16 protein-coding genes and 1 riboswitch are annotated in these 18,509 nt (G+C 71.0%); of the genes, 5 read left to right on the top strand and 11 right to left on the bottom strand.

Features of this window, described 5'->3' with window-relative positions; translation table 11 throughout:
• Positions 1–71: 71 nt before the first annotated feature.
• The 3 genes from JYA75_RS11630 to thiO all read right to left on the bottom strand — a co-directional run bounded on the left by JYA75_RS11630 (position 72) and on the right by thiO (position 2,135).
• Positions 72–866 carry a thiazole synthase gene (locus JYA75_RS11630; protein ID WP_006938216.1) on the bottom strand — a complete coding sequence of 265 codons (795 nt, stop codon included), beginning with the start codon at positions 864–866 and terminating at the stop codon, positions 72–74.
• Positions 859–1,074 (bottom strand): sulfur carrier protein ThiS, encoded by a 216-nt coding sequence (gene thiS / locus JYA75_RS11625; RefSeq protein WP_029545344.1) that lies wholly within the window; start codon positions 1,072–1,074, stop codon positions 859–861. Before thiS ends, JYA75_RS11630 begins: the two co-directional genes overlap by 8 nt.
• The gene (gene thiO, locus JYA75_RS11620; RefSeq protein ID WP_006938214.1) at positions 1,071–2,135 is read right to left on the bottom strand and encodes a glycine oxidase ThiO; all 1,065 of its coding nucleotides are present in this window, start codon (positions 2,133–2,135) and stop codon (positions 1,071–1,073) included. Before thiO ends, thiS begins: the two co-directional genes overlap by 4 nt.
• A riboswitch (TPP riboswitch) is annotated at positions 2,135–2,247 on the bottom strand. It overlaps the preceding gene by 1 nt.
• A 26-nt stretch (positions 2,248–2,273) precedes the next feature.
• On the opposite strand from thiO, the gene thiE reads away from it, so the two are divergent.
• Positions 2,274–2,963 carry a thiamine phosphate synthase gene (gene thiE, locus JYA75_RS11615; RefSeq protein WP_006938213.1) on the top strand — a complete coding sequence of 230 codons (690 nt, stop codon included), beginning with the start codon at positions 2,274–2,276 and terminating at the stop codon, positions 2,961–2,963.
• A gap of 65 nt (positions 2,964–3,028) precedes the next feature.
• Here thiE and JYA75_RS11610 read toward each other — a convergent pair whose 3' ends face one another.
• Positions 3,029–3,880 carry an NUDIX hydrolase gene (locus JYA75_RS11610; protein WP_006938212.1) on the bottom strand — a complete coding sequence of 284 codons (852 nt, stop codon included), beginning with the start codon at positions 3,878–3,880 and terminating at the stop codon, positions 3,029–3,031.
• A gap of 128 nt (positions 3,881–4,008) precedes the next feature.
• Here JYA75_RS11610 and JYA75_RS11605 point away from each other — a divergent pair, with 128 nt between their 5' ends.
• From JYA75_RS11605 to JYA75_RS11595, 3 genes are read left to right on the top strand one after another with little or no spacing between them, the layout of a single operon-like run.
• The gene (locus tag JYA75_RS11605; protein ID WP_006938198.1) at positions 4,009–5,370 is read left to right on the top strand and encodes a hypothetical protein; all 1,362 of its coding nucleotides are present in this window, start codon (positions 4,009–4,011) and stop codon (positions 5,368–5,370) included.
• Positions 5,367–6,332 carry a glutamate ABC transporter substrate-binding protein gene (locus JYA75_RS11600; protein ID WP_029545345.1) on the top strand — a complete coding sequence of 322 codons (966 nt, stop codon included), beginning with the start codon at positions 5,367–5,369 and terminating at the stop codon, positions 6,330–6,332. The genes JYA75_RS11605 and JYA75_RS11600 overlap by 4 nt, the downstream gene beginning before the upstream one ends.
• 8 nt (positions 6,333–6,340) lie before the next feature.
• On the top strand, positions 6,341–8,668 hold the full coding sequence (locus tag JYA75_RS11595) for a serine/threonine-protein kinase (protein WP_029545346.1): 2,328 nt from the start codon (positions 6,341–6,343) through the stop codon (positions 8,666–8,668).
• An 81-nt stretch (positions 8,669–8,749) separates the two neighbouring features.
• Here JYA75_RS11595 and JYA75_RS11590 read toward each other — a convergent pair whose 3' ends face one another.
• The 6 genes from JYA75_RS11590 to JYA75_RS11565 form a co-directional block, all read right to left on the bottom strand.
• Positions 8,750–9,619, bottom strand: a complete 870-nt coding sequence (locus JYA75_RS11590; RefSeq protein ID WP_043803359.1) for a DUF559 domain-containing protein — start codon at positions 9,617–9,619, stop codon at positions 8,750–8,752.
• Between the two features lie 146 nt (positions 9,620–9,765).
• Positions 9,766–10,965, bottom strand: coding sequence for an acetate kinase (locus JYA75_RS11585; RefSeq protein ID WP_006938194.1), 1,200 nt, complete (start codon positions 10,963–10,965; stop codon positions 9,766–9,768).
• The gene (gene pta, locus JYA75_RS11580; protein ID WP_203330061.1) at positions 10,962–13,046 is read right to left on the bottom strand and encodes a phosphate acetyltransferase; all 2,085 of its coding nucleotides are present in this window, start codon (positions 13,044–13,046) and stop codon (positions 10,962–10,964) included. Before pta ends, JYA75_RS11585 begins: the two co-directional genes overlap by 4 nt.
• 80 nt (positions 13,047–13,126) lie before the next feature.
• On the bottom strand, positions 13,127–13,975 hold the full coding sequence (gene catA, locus JYA75_RS11575; RefSeq protein ID WP_203330060.1) for a catechol 1,2-dioxygenase: 849 nt from the start codon (positions 13,973–13,975) through the stop codon (positions 13,127–13,129).
• Between the two features lie 19 nt (positions 13,976–13,994).
• The gene (locus JYA75_RS11570; RefSeq protein ID WP_029545350.1) at positions 13,995–15,614 is read right to left on the bottom strand and encodes a 4-hydroxyphenylacetate 3-hydroxylase N-terminal domain-containing protein; all 1,620 of its coding nucleotides are present in this window, start codon (positions 15,612–15,614) and stop codon (positions 13,995–13,997) included.
• A gap of 31 nt (positions 15,615–15,645) precedes the next feature.
• The gene (locus JYA75_RS11565; protein WP_043802378.1) at positions 15,646–16,218 is read right to left on the bottom strand and encodes a flavin reductase family protein; all 573 of its coding nucleotides are present in this window, start codon (positions 16,216–16,218) and stop codon (positions 15,646–15,648) included.
• A 237-nt stretch (positions 16,219–16,455) separates the two neighbouring features.
• Here JYA75_RS11565 and JYA75_RS11560 point away from each other — a divergent pair, with 237 nt between their 5' ends.
• The gene (locus JYA75_RS11560) at positions 16,456–17,400 is read left to right on the top strand and encodes an AraC family transcriptional regulator (RefSeq protein WP_043802313.1); all 945 of its coding nucleotides are present in this window, start codon (positions 16,456–16,458) and stop codon (positions 17,398–17,400) included.
• A 78-nt stretch (positions 17,401–17,478) separates the two neighbouring features.
• On the opposite strand, the gene fgd is transcribed toward JYA75_RS11560, so the two are convergent.
• Complete coding sequence (gene fgd, locus JYA75_RS11555; protein WP_203330059.1) at positions 17,479–18,492, bottom strand: glucose-6-phosphate dehydrogenase (coenzyme-F420); 1,014 nt, start codon at positions 18,490–18,492, stop codon at positions 17,479–17,481.
• Between the last annotated feature and the right edge of the window lie 17 nt (positions 18,493–18,509).

Genomic DNA, 18,509 nt, shown 5'->3' with positions numbered 1-18,509 from the left:
GTGGTGCCGCGGCCCGTGCGGCACCACACGCACGTCGAGCGACCACCCGGTCACCGTTCCCTCGGGTCGCCCTACGGTTCGAGCGGCGAGGAGGCCTGCGCCCAGAACCGCTTCGGGATGCGGCCCGCGTGCCGGGCCCGGAAGCCCGCCTCGACGGCGTGCCGCATCGCCGACGCCATGAGCGCCGGGTCCTTCGCCCGCGTCACCGCGGTCGCCAGCAGCACCGCGTCGCACCCGAGTTCCATCGCGAGCGCGGCGTCCGAGGCGGTGCCGATGCCGGCGTCGAGGATCACCGGCACCCCGGCGGCCTCGACGATCATCTCGATGTGGTGCGGGTTGGCGATGCCCAGTCCGGTCCCGATCGGCGAGCCGAGCGGCATCACGGCGGCGCAGCCGACGTCCTCGAGCCGTCGCGCCAGCACCGGATCGTCCGTGGTGTAGGGCAGCACGACGAACCCGTCGTCGACGAGCTGCTCGGCGGCGGAGACGAGTTCGATCGCGTCGGGCAGCAGGGTGCGTTCGTCGGCGATGACCTCGAGCTTGACCCAGTCCGTCCCGAGGGCCTCGCGCCCGAGTCGGGCGGTGAGCACCGCCTCGGCGGCGCCGCGGCAGCCGGCGGTGTTGGGCAGCGGCGCGATGCCGAGGCGGCGCAGCAGATCGAGCACGCCGGTCCCGGACGCCGCGTCCACGCGGCGCATCGCCACGGTGGTCAGCTCGGTGCCGGAGGCGACGAGCGCCTCCTCGAGCACCGCGAGGTTGGCGGCCCCACCGGTGCCGGTGATGAGCCGCGACGAGAAGGTCCGCCCGGCGATCGTCAGCGGCGGCAGGTCGTGGCCGGGGTCGCGGCCGGTGTTGTGCTCAGCCACCCTGCACCGCCGTGAGAACCTCGATCTGCCAGCCCTTTTCGACGCGTTCGGACCAGCGCCCCCGCGGGAACACGGCACCGTCCACGGCGACGGCGACGCCCTTGTCGGGCAGACCGAGTTCACTGAGCAGTTCGGCCATCGTCGGCGCCTGCGCGAACCAGCGCTCCTCCCCGTTGACCGTGACACCCACCGTCGGCGCACCGTTCATGACCTTTTCCCCTTCGAGAATCGTTGTGGATCAGCATGTTTCGAGACAGCGAGGGGTTCGTCCGCGAGCTCCGCGACCACCGCGTCCGCGGTGACCGGGGTCAGCAGCACCCCGTTGCGGCCATGCCCGGTCGCGGCGATCACCCGTTCGGACAGCCGGCCGATGAGCGGCAGATTGTCCGGGCTCATGGGCCGCAGCCCGGCGCTCGCCTCGTGCAGTTCGTACTCGCCGATCGCCGGGAACAGCGCCTCGGCGTCGGCGATCAGGTCCCGCACCCCCGCGACGGTGACCTGCGTGTCGTCGGCCTCGTACTGGGTCGCGCCCACGACGAGGCCGTCCGCGCGCGGCACCAGGTATGCCGGCCGGCCGTGCACACTGCCGCGGACCGTCCGGTGCGGGGCGGGCGCCGCACCCGGGCGGGTCCGCAACCGCAGGATCTCCCCCTTGACCGGCCGCACCGGCAAGCCCGGCCACAGGCGGGCCGACGCCGCGCCCGCCGCGAGCACCACCCGGTCGGCGTCCAGGTCCGCGACGTCGCGCACCGGCACATCGACGAAGGCCACACCGGCCTCGGCGACGGCCCGCCGCAGCGCATCGACGAGGATCCGGTTGTCCACGGCCAGCTCGTCCGGGGCCAGCAGGCCCAGGCGGATGCGCGGCCCCAGCGACGGCTCGAGCTCGCGCACCTCGGCGCGACCGAGCACGCGCATCTCGTGCCCCTGAGCCGAGACCCACTCGGCGATCGTGCGCAGATCGGCCGCGTCGGCCGCGTCCAGCGCGACGGTCAGCGACGCGTCGGCGGTGAACAGGTCCAGTCCGGTCTCCCGCAACAGCTCGGCGCCGAACTCCGGCCAGCGGGCCAGCGACGCCGCGCCCAGTTCGAGGACGTGTTCCTCCCCCGGCCAGCCCTCCGACAACGGTGCCAGCATCCCGCCGGCCACCCACGACGCCCCCGCCCCCGGGGACGGGTCGTGCACGGTCACGGTCCAGCCGGCACGGGCCGCGCGCCACGCGATCGACAGCCCGATCACGCCTCCGCCGACGACGGATACGGTTCCCACAGTTCGTCCACCTCACTCCCTGCGCCGGCATGATCCGGTTCAGGTGCTGACGGTCGGGGCCGGCAGGCCCCCTCTCAGCCCCGCGATCCCCGGGACTCCCGTGTCGATTCGTTCAGTGCAGAGACTACCGTCTTCGCCGTGACTACCTACCGCGGCAACCATCCCGCCCCCCGGGAACGCCTCGCGCAGGCCCGGCTCTACCTGTGCACCGACGCCCGTCGCGACACCGGAGACCTGGCCCGATTCGCGGAGGAGGCCCTCGCGGGCGGAGTCGACATCGTCCAGCTCCGCGACAAGGGTTCGGCGGGCGAGAAGAAGTTCGGCCCGCTCGAGGCCCGCGAGGAACTCGCGGCACTCGAGGTGCTGGCGGCGGCGTGCCGCCGGCACGGTGCGCTGCTGGCCGTCAACGACCGTGCCGACATCGCGCTCGCCGCGGGCGCCGACATCCTGCACCTGGGTCAGGGCGACCTGCCGGTGCGGTACGCCCGGCAGATCCTCGGCGAGGAGATCGTGATCGGCCGGTCCACCGGCAGCCGCGCGCAGGCGAGCCTGTCCGACATCGAGGAGGGCGTCGACTACTTCGCCCACGGGCCGGTGTGGTCCACCCCCACCAAGCCGGGGCGCACCCCGGCGGGACTCGAGGTACTGCGGGAGGTGGCCCGGTCGCAGCCGCAGCGGCCGTGGTTCGCGATCGGCGGCATCGACGCCGAGCGGCTGCCCGAGGTGCTCGCCGCCGGCGCCACCCGCATCGCGGTGGTCCGGGCCATCACCGCGGCACCGAATCCGCGGGCCGCGGCGGCGGCGCTGAAAGCCGCGCTGCCCGGCTGACCGTCCGCTGGAGCCGGCCAGCCGTCCGGCAGTCCGCTGGAGCCGGCCCGCCGGCCGGCAGTCCGCTAGAGCCAGCCCAGGACCGTCGACGGCGACAGGGTCGGCACGTCCCCGGGCAGCCGGGCGCGCAGTCCCCGGTCGGCCGTCACCACCACGGTGAGCACCTGGTCCAGCACGGCCGACGTGCCCGTCGCCAGGGAGGCCAGCTCGTCGTCCCCGCTGCCGACGGCGGTGTGCACCGGGGTCCGGTCGTCGTGGATCACCGCCGCGCGGGCCTGCCCCTCGAGGACCGCCTCGATGCGGCTCACCCAGCCGAAACACCCGTCGGGCAGCTCGACGGTGCGGGGCAACGCCTCCGCCAGCTCCGCGAGCAGTCGTGCGGTGGCGCCCGGGCGGTCACGCCACCAGCCTGTCGGCCGCGACCCGAGGACGTTGGCGGTGTCGAGCAGCATCCGCACCGCACGGGTCCGCAGGTCCGGCCAGGCCGCCGCGAACCCGGTGTGCAGCGGCATGGTCTCGACGTCGGCCTCCGGCACCCAGCGCAGTTCGGTGCTCTCCCCGTTGAGGGTCGTCTCCATCGGGCTCGGGGTGTCCGCGACGACCGTCGTGTACGTCCACCCCCCGGCCACCCCGGAGGTGACCCGCTCGGTGCGCACGCTCAGCGCCGCCGGGTCGATCCCGGTCTCCTCGTTCGCTTCCCGCACGGCCGCGGCGACGGGACTCTCGTCGCTGTCGCGGGCGCCGCCGGGTAGCGCCCACGTGCCGCCCTGATGGCTCCACGCCGCGCGGTGCTGCAGCAACACGGCCGGCGTGCCGTCGGGCAGCGGCGCGCGCAGCAGCAGTCCGGCCGCGCCGAATCTGCCCCACCGGCGATCACCGTCGGGTCCCACGGCCCAGCCGTCCCCGTCACCTCGCATCGCGTCCGCCTCCCTGCCGCCCGACCGCCGACCGCGAGCCGGGCGTCCACCGTCCTCGGACGGCAACAACATCCCGTTACTGCTTATATGCTCGCCACACACAGTGCCACATCGGAAGGGGTGCTCTCGTGGACGTGCGCGTGACCCCCACGCTCGGTGCGGTGGGGAGTCGCCTCCAGCGTAACGACGTGCCGGCCGCCGCGACCGCCCACGCCGGCCCCTCCGACGAGGTGCGCGACCTGCTGCGCTCCACCCCCGCCAAGCTCGTCACCCTCGGTGTGCTGCTCGCCGTGCTCCTCCTCGTCTCCGGGGTCGCGGCGGGCCAGACGGTCACCGGCCGCAAGGCCACCCACGATCGGTTGCTCGCCACCACCGAACCGCTCGCCGATGCCGCACAGAACCTCTACAGCGCACTGTCGGTCGCGGACGCGGCGGCCGCCACCGGCTTCATCTCCGGCGGCATCGAGCCGAAGGAGGTCCGCGACCGCTACGCCCAGGCCGTCGGCGAGGCGTCCGCCCAGCTCGTCGCCGCCGCCGGCGGGATTCCCACCGGCGACCGTGCGGGCACCCGGCTGCTGTCCGGCATCGCCGAACGCCTCACCGTGTACACGGGCCTGGTCGAGACGGCGCGGGCGAACAACCGCGTCGGCAACCCGGTGGGTGCCGCCTATCTCGGCGAGGCGTCAAACCTGATGCAGTCGGCGCTGCTGCCGATGGCGCAGGAGCTGTACACGCAGAGCGTCTCGGCGGTCTCGTCGACGCAGCGCGCGTCGGTGCAGCCACCGTGGACGTCGATCGGTCTGCTGCTGGTGACGGTCGTCGCGCTCACCGCGGTGCACGTCATCATCTCCCGGATCAGCCGTCGCACCCTCAATCCCGGTCTGCTGCTGTCGATCGCGGCGACGGGAATCCTGCTGTGCTGGTTGCTCGTGGCCGGACTGATCTCGTCGAGCGCGACCGAGCGGGCGATCGTGCACGGGGCCGAGCCGCTCGGGGTGTTCACCGACAGCCGCATCCTCGCGCAGCAGGCACGCACCGCGGAGACCCTGCAGCTCGTGCGCCGCGACGCCACCGGCGAGTACGACGCGACGTTCGACCAGAGCATGTCCCGGCTCGGCGAGCTGCTCGCCGGGTATGCGTCCGGCGAGGAGGTGGAGATCGTCACCGATCCCGCCGTGCGTGCCGCCGAGGCACGCACCGCATGGCTGGCGTCGCACAATCGCATGCAGGCCGCGCTCGACCGCGGGGACTTCCCGGCCGCCGCGATCCTCGCGACCGGTCCCGGTCCCGACGAGGCCGTCGCCCAGTTCGCCACCCTCGACCGCGCCCTCGAACGCGGCATCGACCTCGCCCGCGCCGAACTGCGCGGCAACGAGGACCGCGCCGCGCAGACCCTGTCCGCGCTCGCCCCCGCCACGACGGCGTTGACGGGGCTGGCGCTGCTCGGCATCGTCGTCGGGCTGTGGCCGCGCCTGCGGGAGTACCGGTGAACGTGCGTCGTCTCGTCGCCGCGACGGTCGTCGCCGTCGCCGCATTCACGGGCGGCTGCGCGACCTCACCGCCGGAGATCCTCGCCGACCCGGACCCGTCCTACACAGAGCCGCCCCTGCCGGAACGCGCCACCGTCGCGCCCAGTGCGGCGCCCGTCCCCCCGGAACCGGACTGCGGCGACCCCACCGCCGGTCTGCGTCCCGACGGCGCGACGACCGGACCGACCCTCGACGCGATCCGGGCGCGCGGCCGGCTCGTCGTCGGGCTCGACACCGGCAGCAACCTGATGAGCTTCCGGGATCCGGCGACCGGCCGGATCACCGGATTCGACGTGGACGTCGCGCGGGAGATCGCGCGGGACCTGCTCGGCAGCCCGGACCTGCTCGACTTCCGGATCCTCAGTTCCGCGGACCGCGAGCAGGCGCTGCAGGACTCCACCGTCGACATCGTCGCCAAGACGATGACGATCACGTGTGCCCGCCGCGAACGGGTCGACTTCTCCACCGTCTACTTCCGGGCCCAGCAGCGCGTCCTGGTGGTCAAGGGGTCCGACGTCCGCGACGTCGCCGACCTGGCGGGCCGGCGGGTGTGTGTCGTGCAGGGAACCACGTCGCTCGACCGCCTCCGGCGGCTGCAGCCGTCCGCGGCGATCCTCACCGTCCCGACGTGGGCGGACTGCCTCGTGGTGCTGCAGCAGCGTCAGGTGGACGCGGTGAGCACCGACGACACGATCCTCGCCGGCCTCGCCTCGCAGGATCCGTACCTCGAGCTGGTCGGGACGTCGATCGGCAGCGAGCCGTACGGCATCGGCATCGCCAAGGGCCGCGAGGACCTGGTGCGGTTCGTCAACGGCACCCTCGAGCGGATCCGTCGCGACGGGACGTGGACGCAGCTCTACAACCGCTGGCTCCTCGTCCTCGGACCCGCCCCGGCGCCGCCGACCCCGACGTACGTGGACTGAGAGGCCGCATGTCCGACACCGAACACGACCCGGGCGCGGCGACGCAGCGCAGTGCCCCGCCGGACGGCGGGCCCGCCACCGAGCGCAGCGCCGCGCCGGAGACGGGACCCGCGACGCAGCGCAGCGCCCCGCCGGAAACCGCACCCGCCGCCCAGCGCAGCGCCCCCTCCCGGGGCAGCGTCCCGTCGCAGCGGTCGTCGCGGCGGTCCCGGCCGCGCGTGCCCTCGCGGCGGCGCCTCGCCGGGCTCGTGGACATCCCGGTCCCCGCACCCGTCGACCCGGCCTCCGTGGTGCTCCCGGATCCGCACGTGGCCGAGGGCAAGCGGTTCTGCTGGAAGTGCGGCAAGCCGGTCGGCCGCAGCACGCCGAACGGACCGGGCCCCACCTCCGGGCGCTGCCCCTCGTGCGGCACCCCGTTCGAGTTCGTCCCGATGCTGCCGCCCGGCGCCATCGTCGGCGGGCAGTACGAGGTGCAGGGCTGCCTCGCGCACGGCGGGCTGGGCTGGATCTACCTCGCCGTCGACCGGAACGTCAGCGACCGGTGGGTCGTGCTCAAGGGCCTGCTGCACTCGGGCGACGCCGAGGCGCAGGCCGTCGCCGTCGCCGAGAAGCAGTTCCTCGCCGAGGTGACGCACCCGAGCATCGTGAAGATCTTCAACTTCATCGAGCACCCGCGCCCGGACGGCACCCCGATGGGCTACATCGTCATGGAATACGTGGGCGGGCATTCGCTGCGCGAGGTGCTCGACAGCTGTCCCGAGCCGGCCCGGATGCCCGTCGAACAGGCCATCGCGTACGTCCTCGAGATCATGCCGGCGCTGAGCTACCTGCACTCGATCGGACTCGTCTACAACGACCTCAAGCCCGAGAACATCATGGTCACCGAGGAGCAGCTCAAGCTCATCGACCTCGGGGCCGTCACCGGCGTCGAGGACTACGGCTACCTGTACGGCACGCCCGGCTACCAGGCGCCGGAGATCGTGCGCACGGGCCCGACCGTCGCCACCGACATCTACACCGTCGGCCGGACCCTGGCCGTGCTCACCCTCGACATGCCGTGGCAGCAGGGCCGCCTGGCCGACGGCCTGCCCACCCCCGAGAAGGCACCGCTGCTGGCGGAGTACGAGTCGTACCACCGGCTGCTGCTGCGGGCGACCGACGCCGATCCGCAGCAGCGGTTCCGGTCGGCCGACGAGATGGCGAGCCAGCTGACGGGGGTCCTGCGGGAGATCCTGTCGCAGCAGACCGGCGAGGAGCATCCCGGCCTGTCGTCGGTCTTCAGCCGCCAGCGGACGACGTTCGGGACGGACGAGGCCGTCGGACGCACGGATTCGATCGTCGACGGCGTCGCGCGGGACGAGAACCTCTCGGCCCGCGACGTGGCGGCGGCGCTACCGGTGCCGCTGCTCGACCCCAACGATCCGAGCGCCGCGCTGCTCGCCGCCGCGGTGCACAGCGAGCCCCAGCAGACCCTCGACTCGCTGCGGCACGCGCGCGACAACGGGCTCGAACGCGTCGTCGGCACCGCGGACGTCTCGTTCTCCCGCGAGATCACCCTCGCGGAGGTGCGCGCCCATCTCGACCTGGGCCACGGCACCCGCGCCGCGGAGATCCTGCGCAAGCTCGAACGCGACCTCGGCGCGGACTGGCGCATCGACTGGTACGCCGGGCTGGCCGAACTCGTCAACGGCGAATTCGAGTCCTCCTTCGGCAGATTCGAGAAGGTACTCGCGGCAATGCCCGGCGAGACCGCACCCAAGCTGGCGCTCGCCGCAACCGCGGAACTCATTCTGCAGCACTGGGAGAGCGACGATCCCGAGGCCTGGCGCCGATTCTGCGAGAGCTACTACCGCACCGTGTGGCGCACCGACCACAACGTGGTCAGCGCGGCGTTCGGCCTCGCCCGGCAGCTCACCCGCCGCGGCGACCGGGCCGGTGCGATCGCGGCGCTCGACCAGGTGCCTGCGAGTTCCCGGCACCACGCCGTCGCCCGCATGACCACGGTGCTGATCCTGTTGCACGACAGGCCGATCGACGAACTCGAGGAAGCCGACCTGCGCGAGGCCGCGCGCCGGGTGGGGACGTTGTCGCCCGACGAGAGCCGGTTCCTGCAGATGCGCACCCTGGTGCTGTCGACGGCACTCGACTGGGTGCGCGCCGGCCACTCCGCCCGCCGCGAACTCGACCCGATCCTCGACGTCCCCTTCACCGAGAAGGGACTTCGCGCCGGCACCGAGTCCGGCCTGCGCGCCCTCGCCCGCAACGCCCCCGCCCGCACGCACCGCTACACCCTCGTCGACCTGGCCAACGCCATCCGCCCCCGCAGCATCCTGTAGCCCGTCTCCGCGCCGAACGTTGAAGGGGTCGTTATGAAGACATCGGGCGAGTAGCACTCCCGACAACCGCCCCCTCGCGCGTCACCAACGGGCACCAGCCGCGTCCAAAGCTCGGCGGACACGTTCGACAACGATGTGCGGCCGTTCCCTGAGGAGCACGGCGCCCACCCGCACAACTCTCCAACCGTTCTCCTCGAGGACCGCATATCGATCGATGTCCCGCGCTCGCTGCCGCCGGTCGGTCCAGTGGTGCTCGCCGTCGTATTCGACGATCACCTTCCACCGTCCCCATCCCATGTCCGCTCTCGCCAGGAATCGTCCGGAGCCGTCTCGGATGATCAGCTGCGTTTCGGGCGCAGGCAGCCCGTGTCGAACGAGCAGGAGGCGAGTTCGCGTTTCGGGTGGAGACTCGGCTCCACCGTCGACGACGGCCAGCACGCGCCGGAGCTGTGCCACGCCCCTGGCGGCTCCGCGACTTGCCGCCACGTCGAATACGTCCGTCACCGGCAACCCCGTGGCGTTGCACAGGGCGTCCAGGGTTTCCACGGCGTGGTCGAAGACGAGCGCGCGACCGAGATCGAACGCGGTGCGTGCCGGGGTCGTGACAATCAAGCCGCCGATCGTGCACACCTCGTGTGCGGCCAGGTCGGCCTTCCGCACGAGGATTGCCTTGGGCGCCCGCACGTGAGCACCGAACGCCAACTCTGGGGGCACTTCGTCGTCGATCCATCTGGTGCCGTGCACCGCCGCGGCCGACATGCCGGCAAGTACGCCTTTCCGTCCCGACCACAGCCACGACGCGTGCGCACGGCCGACCGCGTCGAGCACGGTGCCCTTCGATACGTACACATTGCGATGGATGCGATCGAACCGGCAGCGCAGATCGTGAGCAGTGACCCGGCCCGAAGCCACAGCTTCCGTGCCGAGGAAGGGTCGACCGGAGAAAGTCATGCGCGCAGCATGCTGGTCGCGCCGCGGCCGGGAAAGCCCGCTCACGCCACTCTGTGGACAACTCGGAGCTGTCCACAGGTACCACCTCGAGGGGGCGGCCTTCGGGAGTGGCACCTGTACGATGTCGCGCCCTCGCCCCCTTCGGCCTACACCAGCGCCGCGGCCGCGCGCGCGATGGCGAGCTCCTCGTTGGTCGGGATCACGAGGATCTCCACCTGCGACGTGTCCGCCGAGATGCGCCGCTCGCCGCGTGCGGAGGCGGCGTTGCGGGTCTCGTCGACGGCGATGCCGAGACGCTCGAGGCCGGCGAGGGCGTCCCGGCGGACGTCGACGTTGTTCTCTCCCACCCCGCCGGTGAACACGACGACGTCGACGCCGCCCAGTTCGACGAGATACGCGCCGAGGTACTTGCGCAGGCGGTGCACGTAGACGTCGTAGGCGAGCTTCGCGTCCTCGGAGCCCTCGGCGACGAGCCGCAGCAGGGCGCGGAAGTCGTTGACCCCTGAGAGGCCCTTGAGCCCGGAGCGCCGGTTGAGCAGATCGTCGATGGAATCGACGTCCATCCCGGCGCTGCGGTTGAGGTGCAGCAGCACGCCGGGATCGATGTCGCCGCACCGGGTTCCCATGACGAGTCCTTCGAGCGGGGTCAACCCCATGGACGTGTCGACGGGCCGGCCGCCGGCGATCGCGGAGGCCGACGCACCGTTGCCGAGGTGCAGCACGATCTGGTTCAGTTCCGACAGTTCACGTCCGAGGAACCGGGCGGCGCGCTCGGACACGTACTGGTGCGACGTCCCGTGGAAGCCGTACCGCCGGATGCCGTGCGCCCGGGCGACGTCCCGGTCGATCGCGTAGGTGGCGGCCGCGGCGGGCAGGGCGTGGAAGAACGCGGTGTCGAACACCCCGACGTGCGGAATGCCGGGCAGCTCCTCCCGCGCGACCTCCATGCCGATGACGTTCGCCGGATTGTGCAGCGGCGCAAGAACGGCCAGTTCCTTCACGGTGCGCACCACGTCGTCGTCGACGAGGGTCGGCTCGTGGAACACCTCGCCGCCGTGTACGAGGCGATGGCCGACGGCGATGATGCCGGCCTCGCGCAGGGGGCGGCCCAGCGCCTCCACCCAGTCGAGGACGATCCGCAGTCCGGCGCGGTGGTTCTCGATGGGACCGACGTGTTCCTCGGTGCCGGTGGTGTGGTGGAACACGACCCTGCCCTCGGGCTCACCGATCCGCTCGATGAGCCCGTGCGCCACCGAGTCTCCGGTCTCGGGGTGGACGAGCTGGAACTTGATCGACGACGAGCCGGAGTTGAGCACCAGCACGGTGCCGTCCGTCTGGGAGCTCATTCGCCGGCCTCCTGCGCCTGGATGGCGGTGATCGCCACCGTGTTCACGATGTCCTGGATCAGCGCCCCACGCGACAGGTCGTTGACGGGCTTGCGCAGGCCCTGCAGGACCGGACCGACGGCCACGGCTCCGGCGCTGCGCTGCACGGCCTTGTAGGTGTTGTTGCCGGTGTTGAGGTCCGGGAAGATGAACACGGTCGCCCGGCCGGCGACCTCCGAGTCGGGAAGCTTGGCGCTGGCCACCGACGGTTCGATCGCGGCGTCGTACTGGATCGGTCCCTCCACCGGCAGGTCCGGCCGGCGCTCGCGCACCAGGGCGGTGGCGGCGCGGACCTTGTCGACGTCGACGCCCGAACCGGACTCGCCGGTCGAGTAGGACAGCATCGCGACGCGCGGTTCGATGCCGAAGCGGGCGGCGGTGGCGGCGGAGGAGATCGCGATGTCGGCGAGCTGATCGCTGGTGGGATCGGGCACCACTGCGCAGTCACCGTAGGCGAGCACCCGATCCGACAGGCACATGAGGAAGATGCTCGACACCGTGGACACGCCGGGTTCGGTCTTGATGATCTCGAAGGACGGCCGGATGGTGTGCGCGGTGGTGTGCGCGGCACCGGAGACCATGCCGTCGGCGACGCCGAGGTGCACCATCATCGTGCCGAAGTACGAAATGTCGCTCATGATCTCGCGGGCGCGTTCGATCGTCATCCCCTTGTGGGCACGCAGCCGGGCATACTCCTCGGCGAACGGCTCGGCGTGTTCGGACGACCTGGGATCCAGCACGGTCGCCGCACTCAGGTCCACCCCGAGTTCGGCCGCCCGGCGCCGCACCTGCGTCTCGTCGCCGAGGATCGTCAGGTCGGCGATCTTGCGTTGCAGGACGCGGCCCGCCGCGCGCAGGATCCGGTCGTCGTCGCCTTCGGGCAGCACGATGTGCCGGCGCTGACGGCGGGCCCAGTCGATGAGCTGGTACTCGAACATCTGCGGGGTCGTGACGGACGGCCGGGGCACGTCGAGGCGGCTCAGCAACCGATCCGTGTCCACGTGCTGTTCCATCAGCGCGACGGCGGTGTCGATCTTGCGGTGCGCGCCGAGCGCCATGCGGCCGCGCGTCCGGTCGGCGGCCGACGCGGTGTCGAACGTCCCCAGGGTGGTCGTCAGGATCGGCAGGCTGGGCCTGAGTCCGGCGACGAGTTGCGCCATCGCCGGGTGCGGCAGGAGCCCACCGTTCATGATGATGCCGGCCAGCGACGGAAATCCTTCGGCGGCATTGGCATTCACAAGGGCGAGGAGCACGTCGGAGCGGTCGGCGGGGGCGATCACCACGACCCCCTCGGTGATGCGTTCGAGGATGTGTTCGGCGGTCATGCCGCCGACCATGACGCGCAGCGCCTCGCGGTGCAGCAGCTCGGGATCGCCGCTGTAGAGTTCGCCGTCGATCGCGGTCAGCAGTTCGCCCATGGTCGGCGCGACGAGGATCGGCACCTCCGGCAGCGTCCACAGCGGCACACCCCGGTCCCCGACGGCCGCGGCGATCTCGTCGAGCCGGTCGGAGGGACAGCGGTTGACGACGATTCCGGTCAGGTGGGCGTGCTGGGCGGCGAGTTCGGCCGTGCACACGCTGGTCAGTTGCGCCACCTCGTCGGGGGTGCGCCGGGAGCCGCGCAACACGAGCAGAACGGGCGCGTCGAGATTCGCGGCGATGCGCGCGTTGTAGCCGAGCTCGCTGGGGTTGGCGATCTCGGTGTAGTCGCTGCCGACGATGACGACGGCGTCGCACCGGTCCGCGACGGCGTGGTACTTGACGACGATCTCGCTGAGGGCGGCCTCGGGATCGGCATGCACGTCGTCGTAGGTGGCGCCGACGCACTCGTCGTAGTCGAGGTCGACGGTGATGCGTTCGAGGAGCAGTTCGAGGATGTAGTCGGTGTCGCCGTCGGAGCGGGCGATGGGGCGGAAGACGCCGACCCGGGCGGCGGAGGCACACAGCGCCTGGAGCAGGCCGAGCGCGACGGTGGACTTGCCGGTGTCGCCCTCCGGCGCAGCGATGTAGAGACTCGACACGGACTCGGCGGCGGCGCTCATGGCTCACACCCTAACGCTGCGCCGGTGCGTCCTTTGGGCGGTGGGAGCAACCCAAAAGACGCACCGGCGGCGCAGCCGCGTCAGTCCGCGAGCGGGTCGAGCGCGAAGTCGTACGTGGCCACCTTGCGGCCGGCGTCGTCGACCTGTGGTTCGAGGACAAGTTCCGGTTTCGTCGCGGTCGCGACGTCGTCGTCGAGCCACTCACCACCGGCGAAGTACAGCTGGGTGATGATCGGCTGCCTGCCGGGTGCGGTCACCCGCAGGTGCAGGTGCGCCGGGCGCCACGGGTGCCATCCGGCTGCCTCGATGAACTGTCCGGTGGGCCCGTCGGTGGGGATCTGATACGGAGCCGGCTCGATGGTGGTGATGTCGTAGCGGCCCTCGGCGTCGGCGACGACGGTGCCGCGCAGATTCCATTGCGGAAGGTGCGGGGCGAACTGGGAGTAGTAGCCTTCGTCGTCGGCGTGCCAGATCTCGATCCGGGCCCCGCCGAGGCCCCGGCCGTCGAGGTCGGCGACCTGTCCGCGCAGGACCAGCGGGGGGTGGACGCGATCCTCGTCGCGCATCGGGAGTGTGCACTGCGCCGGTAGTTCCGGTGCGCCCGGAACGTAGTACGGCCCCTCGATGCTGCCCTTGGTGCCGCGGAAACTCCGGGAGTTGACGTCCTCGATCTCGTGCTCGACGAACACGTCCAGCAGCAGCGGCCACTCGCCGCCCTCGCCCACGTCGATGAGCCACTGCTTGAGCACGCGGTACTCGTCGTAGGTGACGGCATGTTTCCGGATGAGCGCGCCGAATCCCGCGAGGGCTTCGGTCGCGATGGCGGACAGACGCTCCGGTGAGGTGTCGGCGGTGCAGCGTTCGCCCTTGAACTTGTCGGTGGCGGCGGTGCCGGATGCGGCAGCGGTGGGGTTTTCGGTGATGGTCATGGTGTCTCCCGGGAAGTGGTCAGGCACGGCGGAAATGGGACACGTCGTCGTTGCCGACGAGGTCGGGCACGGTCCAGCCGTCGAGGTCGTACTCGCTCATGAACTGCTCGGCCAGGCCCTTCATGGCGGACACGTCCCCACGGCCTTCTGCGGCGAACAGCAGCTCGGCCTTGACGTTCTCGTGGTTGCCGGCGTAGTTCCGCTCGTACAGTTCGTGGCGGCCACCGAACTCGGAGCCGATCGAGTCCCACAGGGCCTTCATGACCTTGACCCGGTCCACGGCGGTGATGCCGTCGGAGCCGCGGACGTACTTGTCCAGGTAGGGGCGCACCTCGGGATTCTTGAAGTCCGCCGCCGACGAGGGCAGGTAGATCAGGCCGGACGCGACGTCCTGCTCGATGATCTCCTTGATGCGCGGGTAGCCCTGCATCGCGAACATCCGGTAGGTCAGGCCGTACTCGAGCTTCGGGATGACGGTGTCGCCGATCCACGGCTCCGGGTTGTTGACCATCGCGTCGGTGAGCGACCAGAACAGGTTGCGCCAGCCGATGACCTCCCCGACGCGGGTCTGCACGCCGCGGAAACCGCCGGCGCCGGTCGCGTCGAGGGCCTTCATCAGCAGGCCCGCGATGAAGTCGAGCTTGACCGCAAGGCGCGTGCAACCCTGCAGCGTGAAGCGCTGGAGGAAGCCCGAGCCGCCGAGGAAGTTGTTGATCTTCTCCACGTCCCCGTACATGAACACGTTCTCCCACGGCACGAGCACCTTGTCGAAGATGAAGATCGCGTCGTTCTCGTCCATGCGCGAGGACAGCGGGTAGTCGAACGGGGATCCGACGACGTTGGCGTTCTGCGAGTAGGAGGCCCGCGAGATCAGCTTGATGCCGGGCGCGTCCATCGGCACCGTGCAGATCAGGGCGAATTCCTTCTTCTTGATCGGCAGGCCATAGTGGGCGATGAAATTGTAGTTGGTGATCGCCGAGCCGGTGGCGACGACCTTGGCGCCGGAGACGATCAGGCCCGCGTCGGTCTCCTTCTCCACCTTCATGAACACGTCGCCCACCTCGTCCGGCGGCAGCGACCGGTCCACCGGCGGGTTGATGATCGCGTGGTTCCAGTACAGGACCTTCTCCTGCGACTCGCGGTACCAGCGCTTGGCGTTGTCCTGGAACGGCGAGTAGAACTCGTCGTTGGCGCCGAGGGTGCCGAGGAAGGAGGCCTTGTAGTCGGGGGACCGGCCCATCCAGCCGTAGGTCATCCGCGCCCAGGTGGCGATGGCGTCGCGGTCGGCTCGCAGGTCGTCGGCGGACTTCGGGGTGCGGAAGAACGGCATGGTCACCCCGCCGTTGCCGGTGTCGGTCGGGGCGGTGAGGGTGCCGACGTGCTCGCCGGTGTGCAGCGCGTCGTAGAGGCGCGCCGTCATGCGGATGGAGTTGCGGAACGCCGGATGGTTGGTGAAGTCCTTGACGCGCTCGCCGTGCAGGTAGATTTCGCGACCGTCGTCGATCGACGCGATGTACTCGTCGCCGGTCATCGGCCGCGAAGCGAAGGTCTGCTGCTGATTGGCCGGGTGGTCCGCGGCGACGTTCACCTTCGACCGGTCGACGGTGCCGGTAGCGGGGGCTGCTTCGGTGGTGGTCATGGTCTTCCCTTCGAAAGAGGTGGGAGCGGGGTCAGGAGGCAGTGCGGGCGAGCTGCGAGGGCAGTGGGGTGAATGTGGTGGTGGCGTCGAACCATCCGCTGTGCGGATCGTCGAGGCACCCGTTCCACGCGGTCGAGCCGGACCGGTCCCCGAGGTCGTGGAAGGTGCTGCGGAAGAACAGGAGCGGGTCCTTCTCGGCGTCGACGGAGGCGTCGACGATCTCGCCGACGAAGATGACGTGGTCGCCGCCGTCGTATTCGGCCCACGGGCGGCAGATCAGGGTGGCCGCGTTGCCGAGGAGGGCGGGTGCGATTCCGGTGTCGTCCCATGTCGGCGCGACGGCCTGCGGTCTGCCGGCGAAATGCAGTGCGGTGGAGAGCTGGTCGGCCGCCAGGATGTTCACGGCGAACGGCGCGTCGTCGAGGTAGCCGCACGCCTTCGACGTCCGCGTCAGCGTCACCTGGCACAACCTCGGCTCCAGCGAGATGGCGGTGAAGGCCGTGACCGTGGCCCCGTGCGGAGCGCCCTCGGCGTTGGCGCACGTGACCACAGTGACCCCGCTGGCGAACTGACCGAAGATGTTGCGAAGTGCTCGCTGGTCCATGAGGAGACCGCCTTTCTGCACGATGTGCGATCGCAGGTCGATCCGGAACGAGAACCAACGTATGACCCGGATCACACCCCGTCGATCCGCATTGCGAAGGTGCGATCCGCATTGCGAAGCGGGCTCGGAACGCACCGGATCATCCGGGCGGCACGTGACTGTCGTCACAGTACGGTGCTAGCGTGGGGAGCTGCCCACATACCGGCACGGCACCAGTTGGGAGGGTTGGAAGGGCGAATGCGAGCACCGGAAAGCCGCGGCTTCACGGACTGGGACGAAGTGCACGACGTGGTGTCCCAGGCGTACTTCCCGCACCAGCTGACGCTCCTCAGCCGCGGGCCCGCCGCCCGCACGTCGCTGGAATCGACCCAGCTCGGCGCCGCGCGGCTGGCGCGGATCGGCTTCGGCGTGGACGTGTCGATCCGTTCCGAGCATCCCGGCGCGTACGGCATCAACATCCCCCTGACCGGGCACCTGGTCACCGCCGTCGGCCGCGACGAGGTCGTGTCGGCTCCCGGGCTGGCGACGGTCTGCCCTCCCGACACCCCCACCGTCATCACCCGGTGGAGCAGTTCGTGCGAGATCATCGGGTTCAAGGTCGACCGCGACTACATGCAGCGCGAGATGGACCGCCTGCTCCCCCGTCCGGGTAGGCAGCTGCCCGCGCAGCTGGATCTGCGGGCGGGAGCGGGGGCCGACTGGCTGCGCCTCGTCCGAGCGGTCGCCGACGAGTCGCTGCGGGACAACGTCCTGCTGCGCAGCGTCCAGGTGGCCGAACAACTTTGCCGCGCCGTCACGACCGCGCTCGTGCTCGCCGCCGCACCGGACGACGGTGACGGCCCGACCGGGGTGCGGCCACGGATCGTCAAACGGGTGATGGACGCGGTCCAGCAGGATCCGGCGCGCCCGTGGACCGCCGCGGAGATGGCCGAGCTCGTCGGCGTCAGCGTCCGCCGCATCCAGCAGGGCTTCCGCGAGTGCGTCGGCATGACGCCGATGGAGTATCTCGCCGACGTCCGGCTCGAGCGGGTGCACACCGATCTGTCCCGAAGCGATTCCAGTGCAACGGTATCCGATGTCGCCCTCCGCTGGGGCATCATGCACACCGGGCGGTTCGCCGCCGCGTACCGGCGCAAGTTCGGCGCCAGCCCGTCCGAGACGCTGCGCGGCGGGACCGCCTGACCTACAGGCGACGTCGTCGCCGGTGTGTCCTTCGGGCGGCTGGAACAGCCCAAAGGACGCACCGGCGGCGCAGCCGCGTCAGGCCAGCGCGCGCAGGCGCGGCGCGAGGTCGCGCTCGAACAGGTCGAGGAAGCGCCGCTGATCGTGCCCCGGCGCGTGGAACACCAGATGGTTCAGCCCCGCGTCGACATACGCCGCGACCTTCTCCACCGCCTCGTCCGGATCCGACGCCACGATCCACCGCTTGGCCACCTGCTCGATCGGCAGCGCATCGGCCGCCGCCTCCATCTGCACCGGATCGTCGATGCTGTGCTTCTGCTCCGCCGTCAGCGACAACGGCGCCCAGAACCGGGTGTTCTCCAGCGCCCGCTCCGGATCGGTGTCGTAGGAGATCTTGATCTCGATCATCTTGTCGATCGCCCCGGCGTCCCGCCCGGCCTTGCCCGCACCCTCGGCCACCGCCGGCAACAACTTCCCGGTGTAGAGCTCCATCCCCTTACCCGAGGTGCAGATGAACCCGTCCCCCGCCCGGCCCGCATACCGCGCCACCACCGGACCCCCCGCCGCGATGTACACCGGGATCCCGCCGGCGGGCACGTCGTAGATCGACGCCCCCTTCGTGGTGTAGTACTCGCCCTCGAAATCCACCCGCTCCCCGGTCCACAACTCGCGCATCAGGGCCACCGACTCCCGCAACCGCGCGAACCGCTCCTTGAACTCCGGCCACACCCCCGCATACCCGGTGGCGATCTCGTTGAGCGCCTCCCCGGTGCCGACCCCGAGCATCACCCGCCCCGGATACAGGCACCCCATCGTCGCGAACGCCTGCGCGATCACCGCCGGGTTGTACCGGAACGTCGGGGTCAGCACCGAGGTCCCCAACTGCAACCGCGAGGTACGCTCACCCACCGCGGTCATCCACGCCAACGAGAACGGCGCATGCCCCCCGTTGTGCCGCCACGGCTGGAAATGATCCGACACCGTCGCCGAATCCATCCCGTGTTCCTCCGCCAGCACCGCCAGCTCCACCAGCTCCCGCGGCCCGAACTGCTCCGCCGACGCCTTGTACCCCAACTTCAGACCCTGCGACACCACGAACTCCTACCCGT

This window comes from Rhodococcus sp. PSBB066, from assembly GCF_017068255.1.
Classification (GTDB): domain Bacteria; phylum Actinomycetota; class Actinomycetes; order Mycobacteriales; family Mycobacteriaceae; genus Rhodococcus; species Rhodococcus aetherivorans.
The sequence above is the reverse complement of the archived record's forward strand: the minus strand, read 5'-3'. Positions and strand labels throughout refer to the sequence as shown.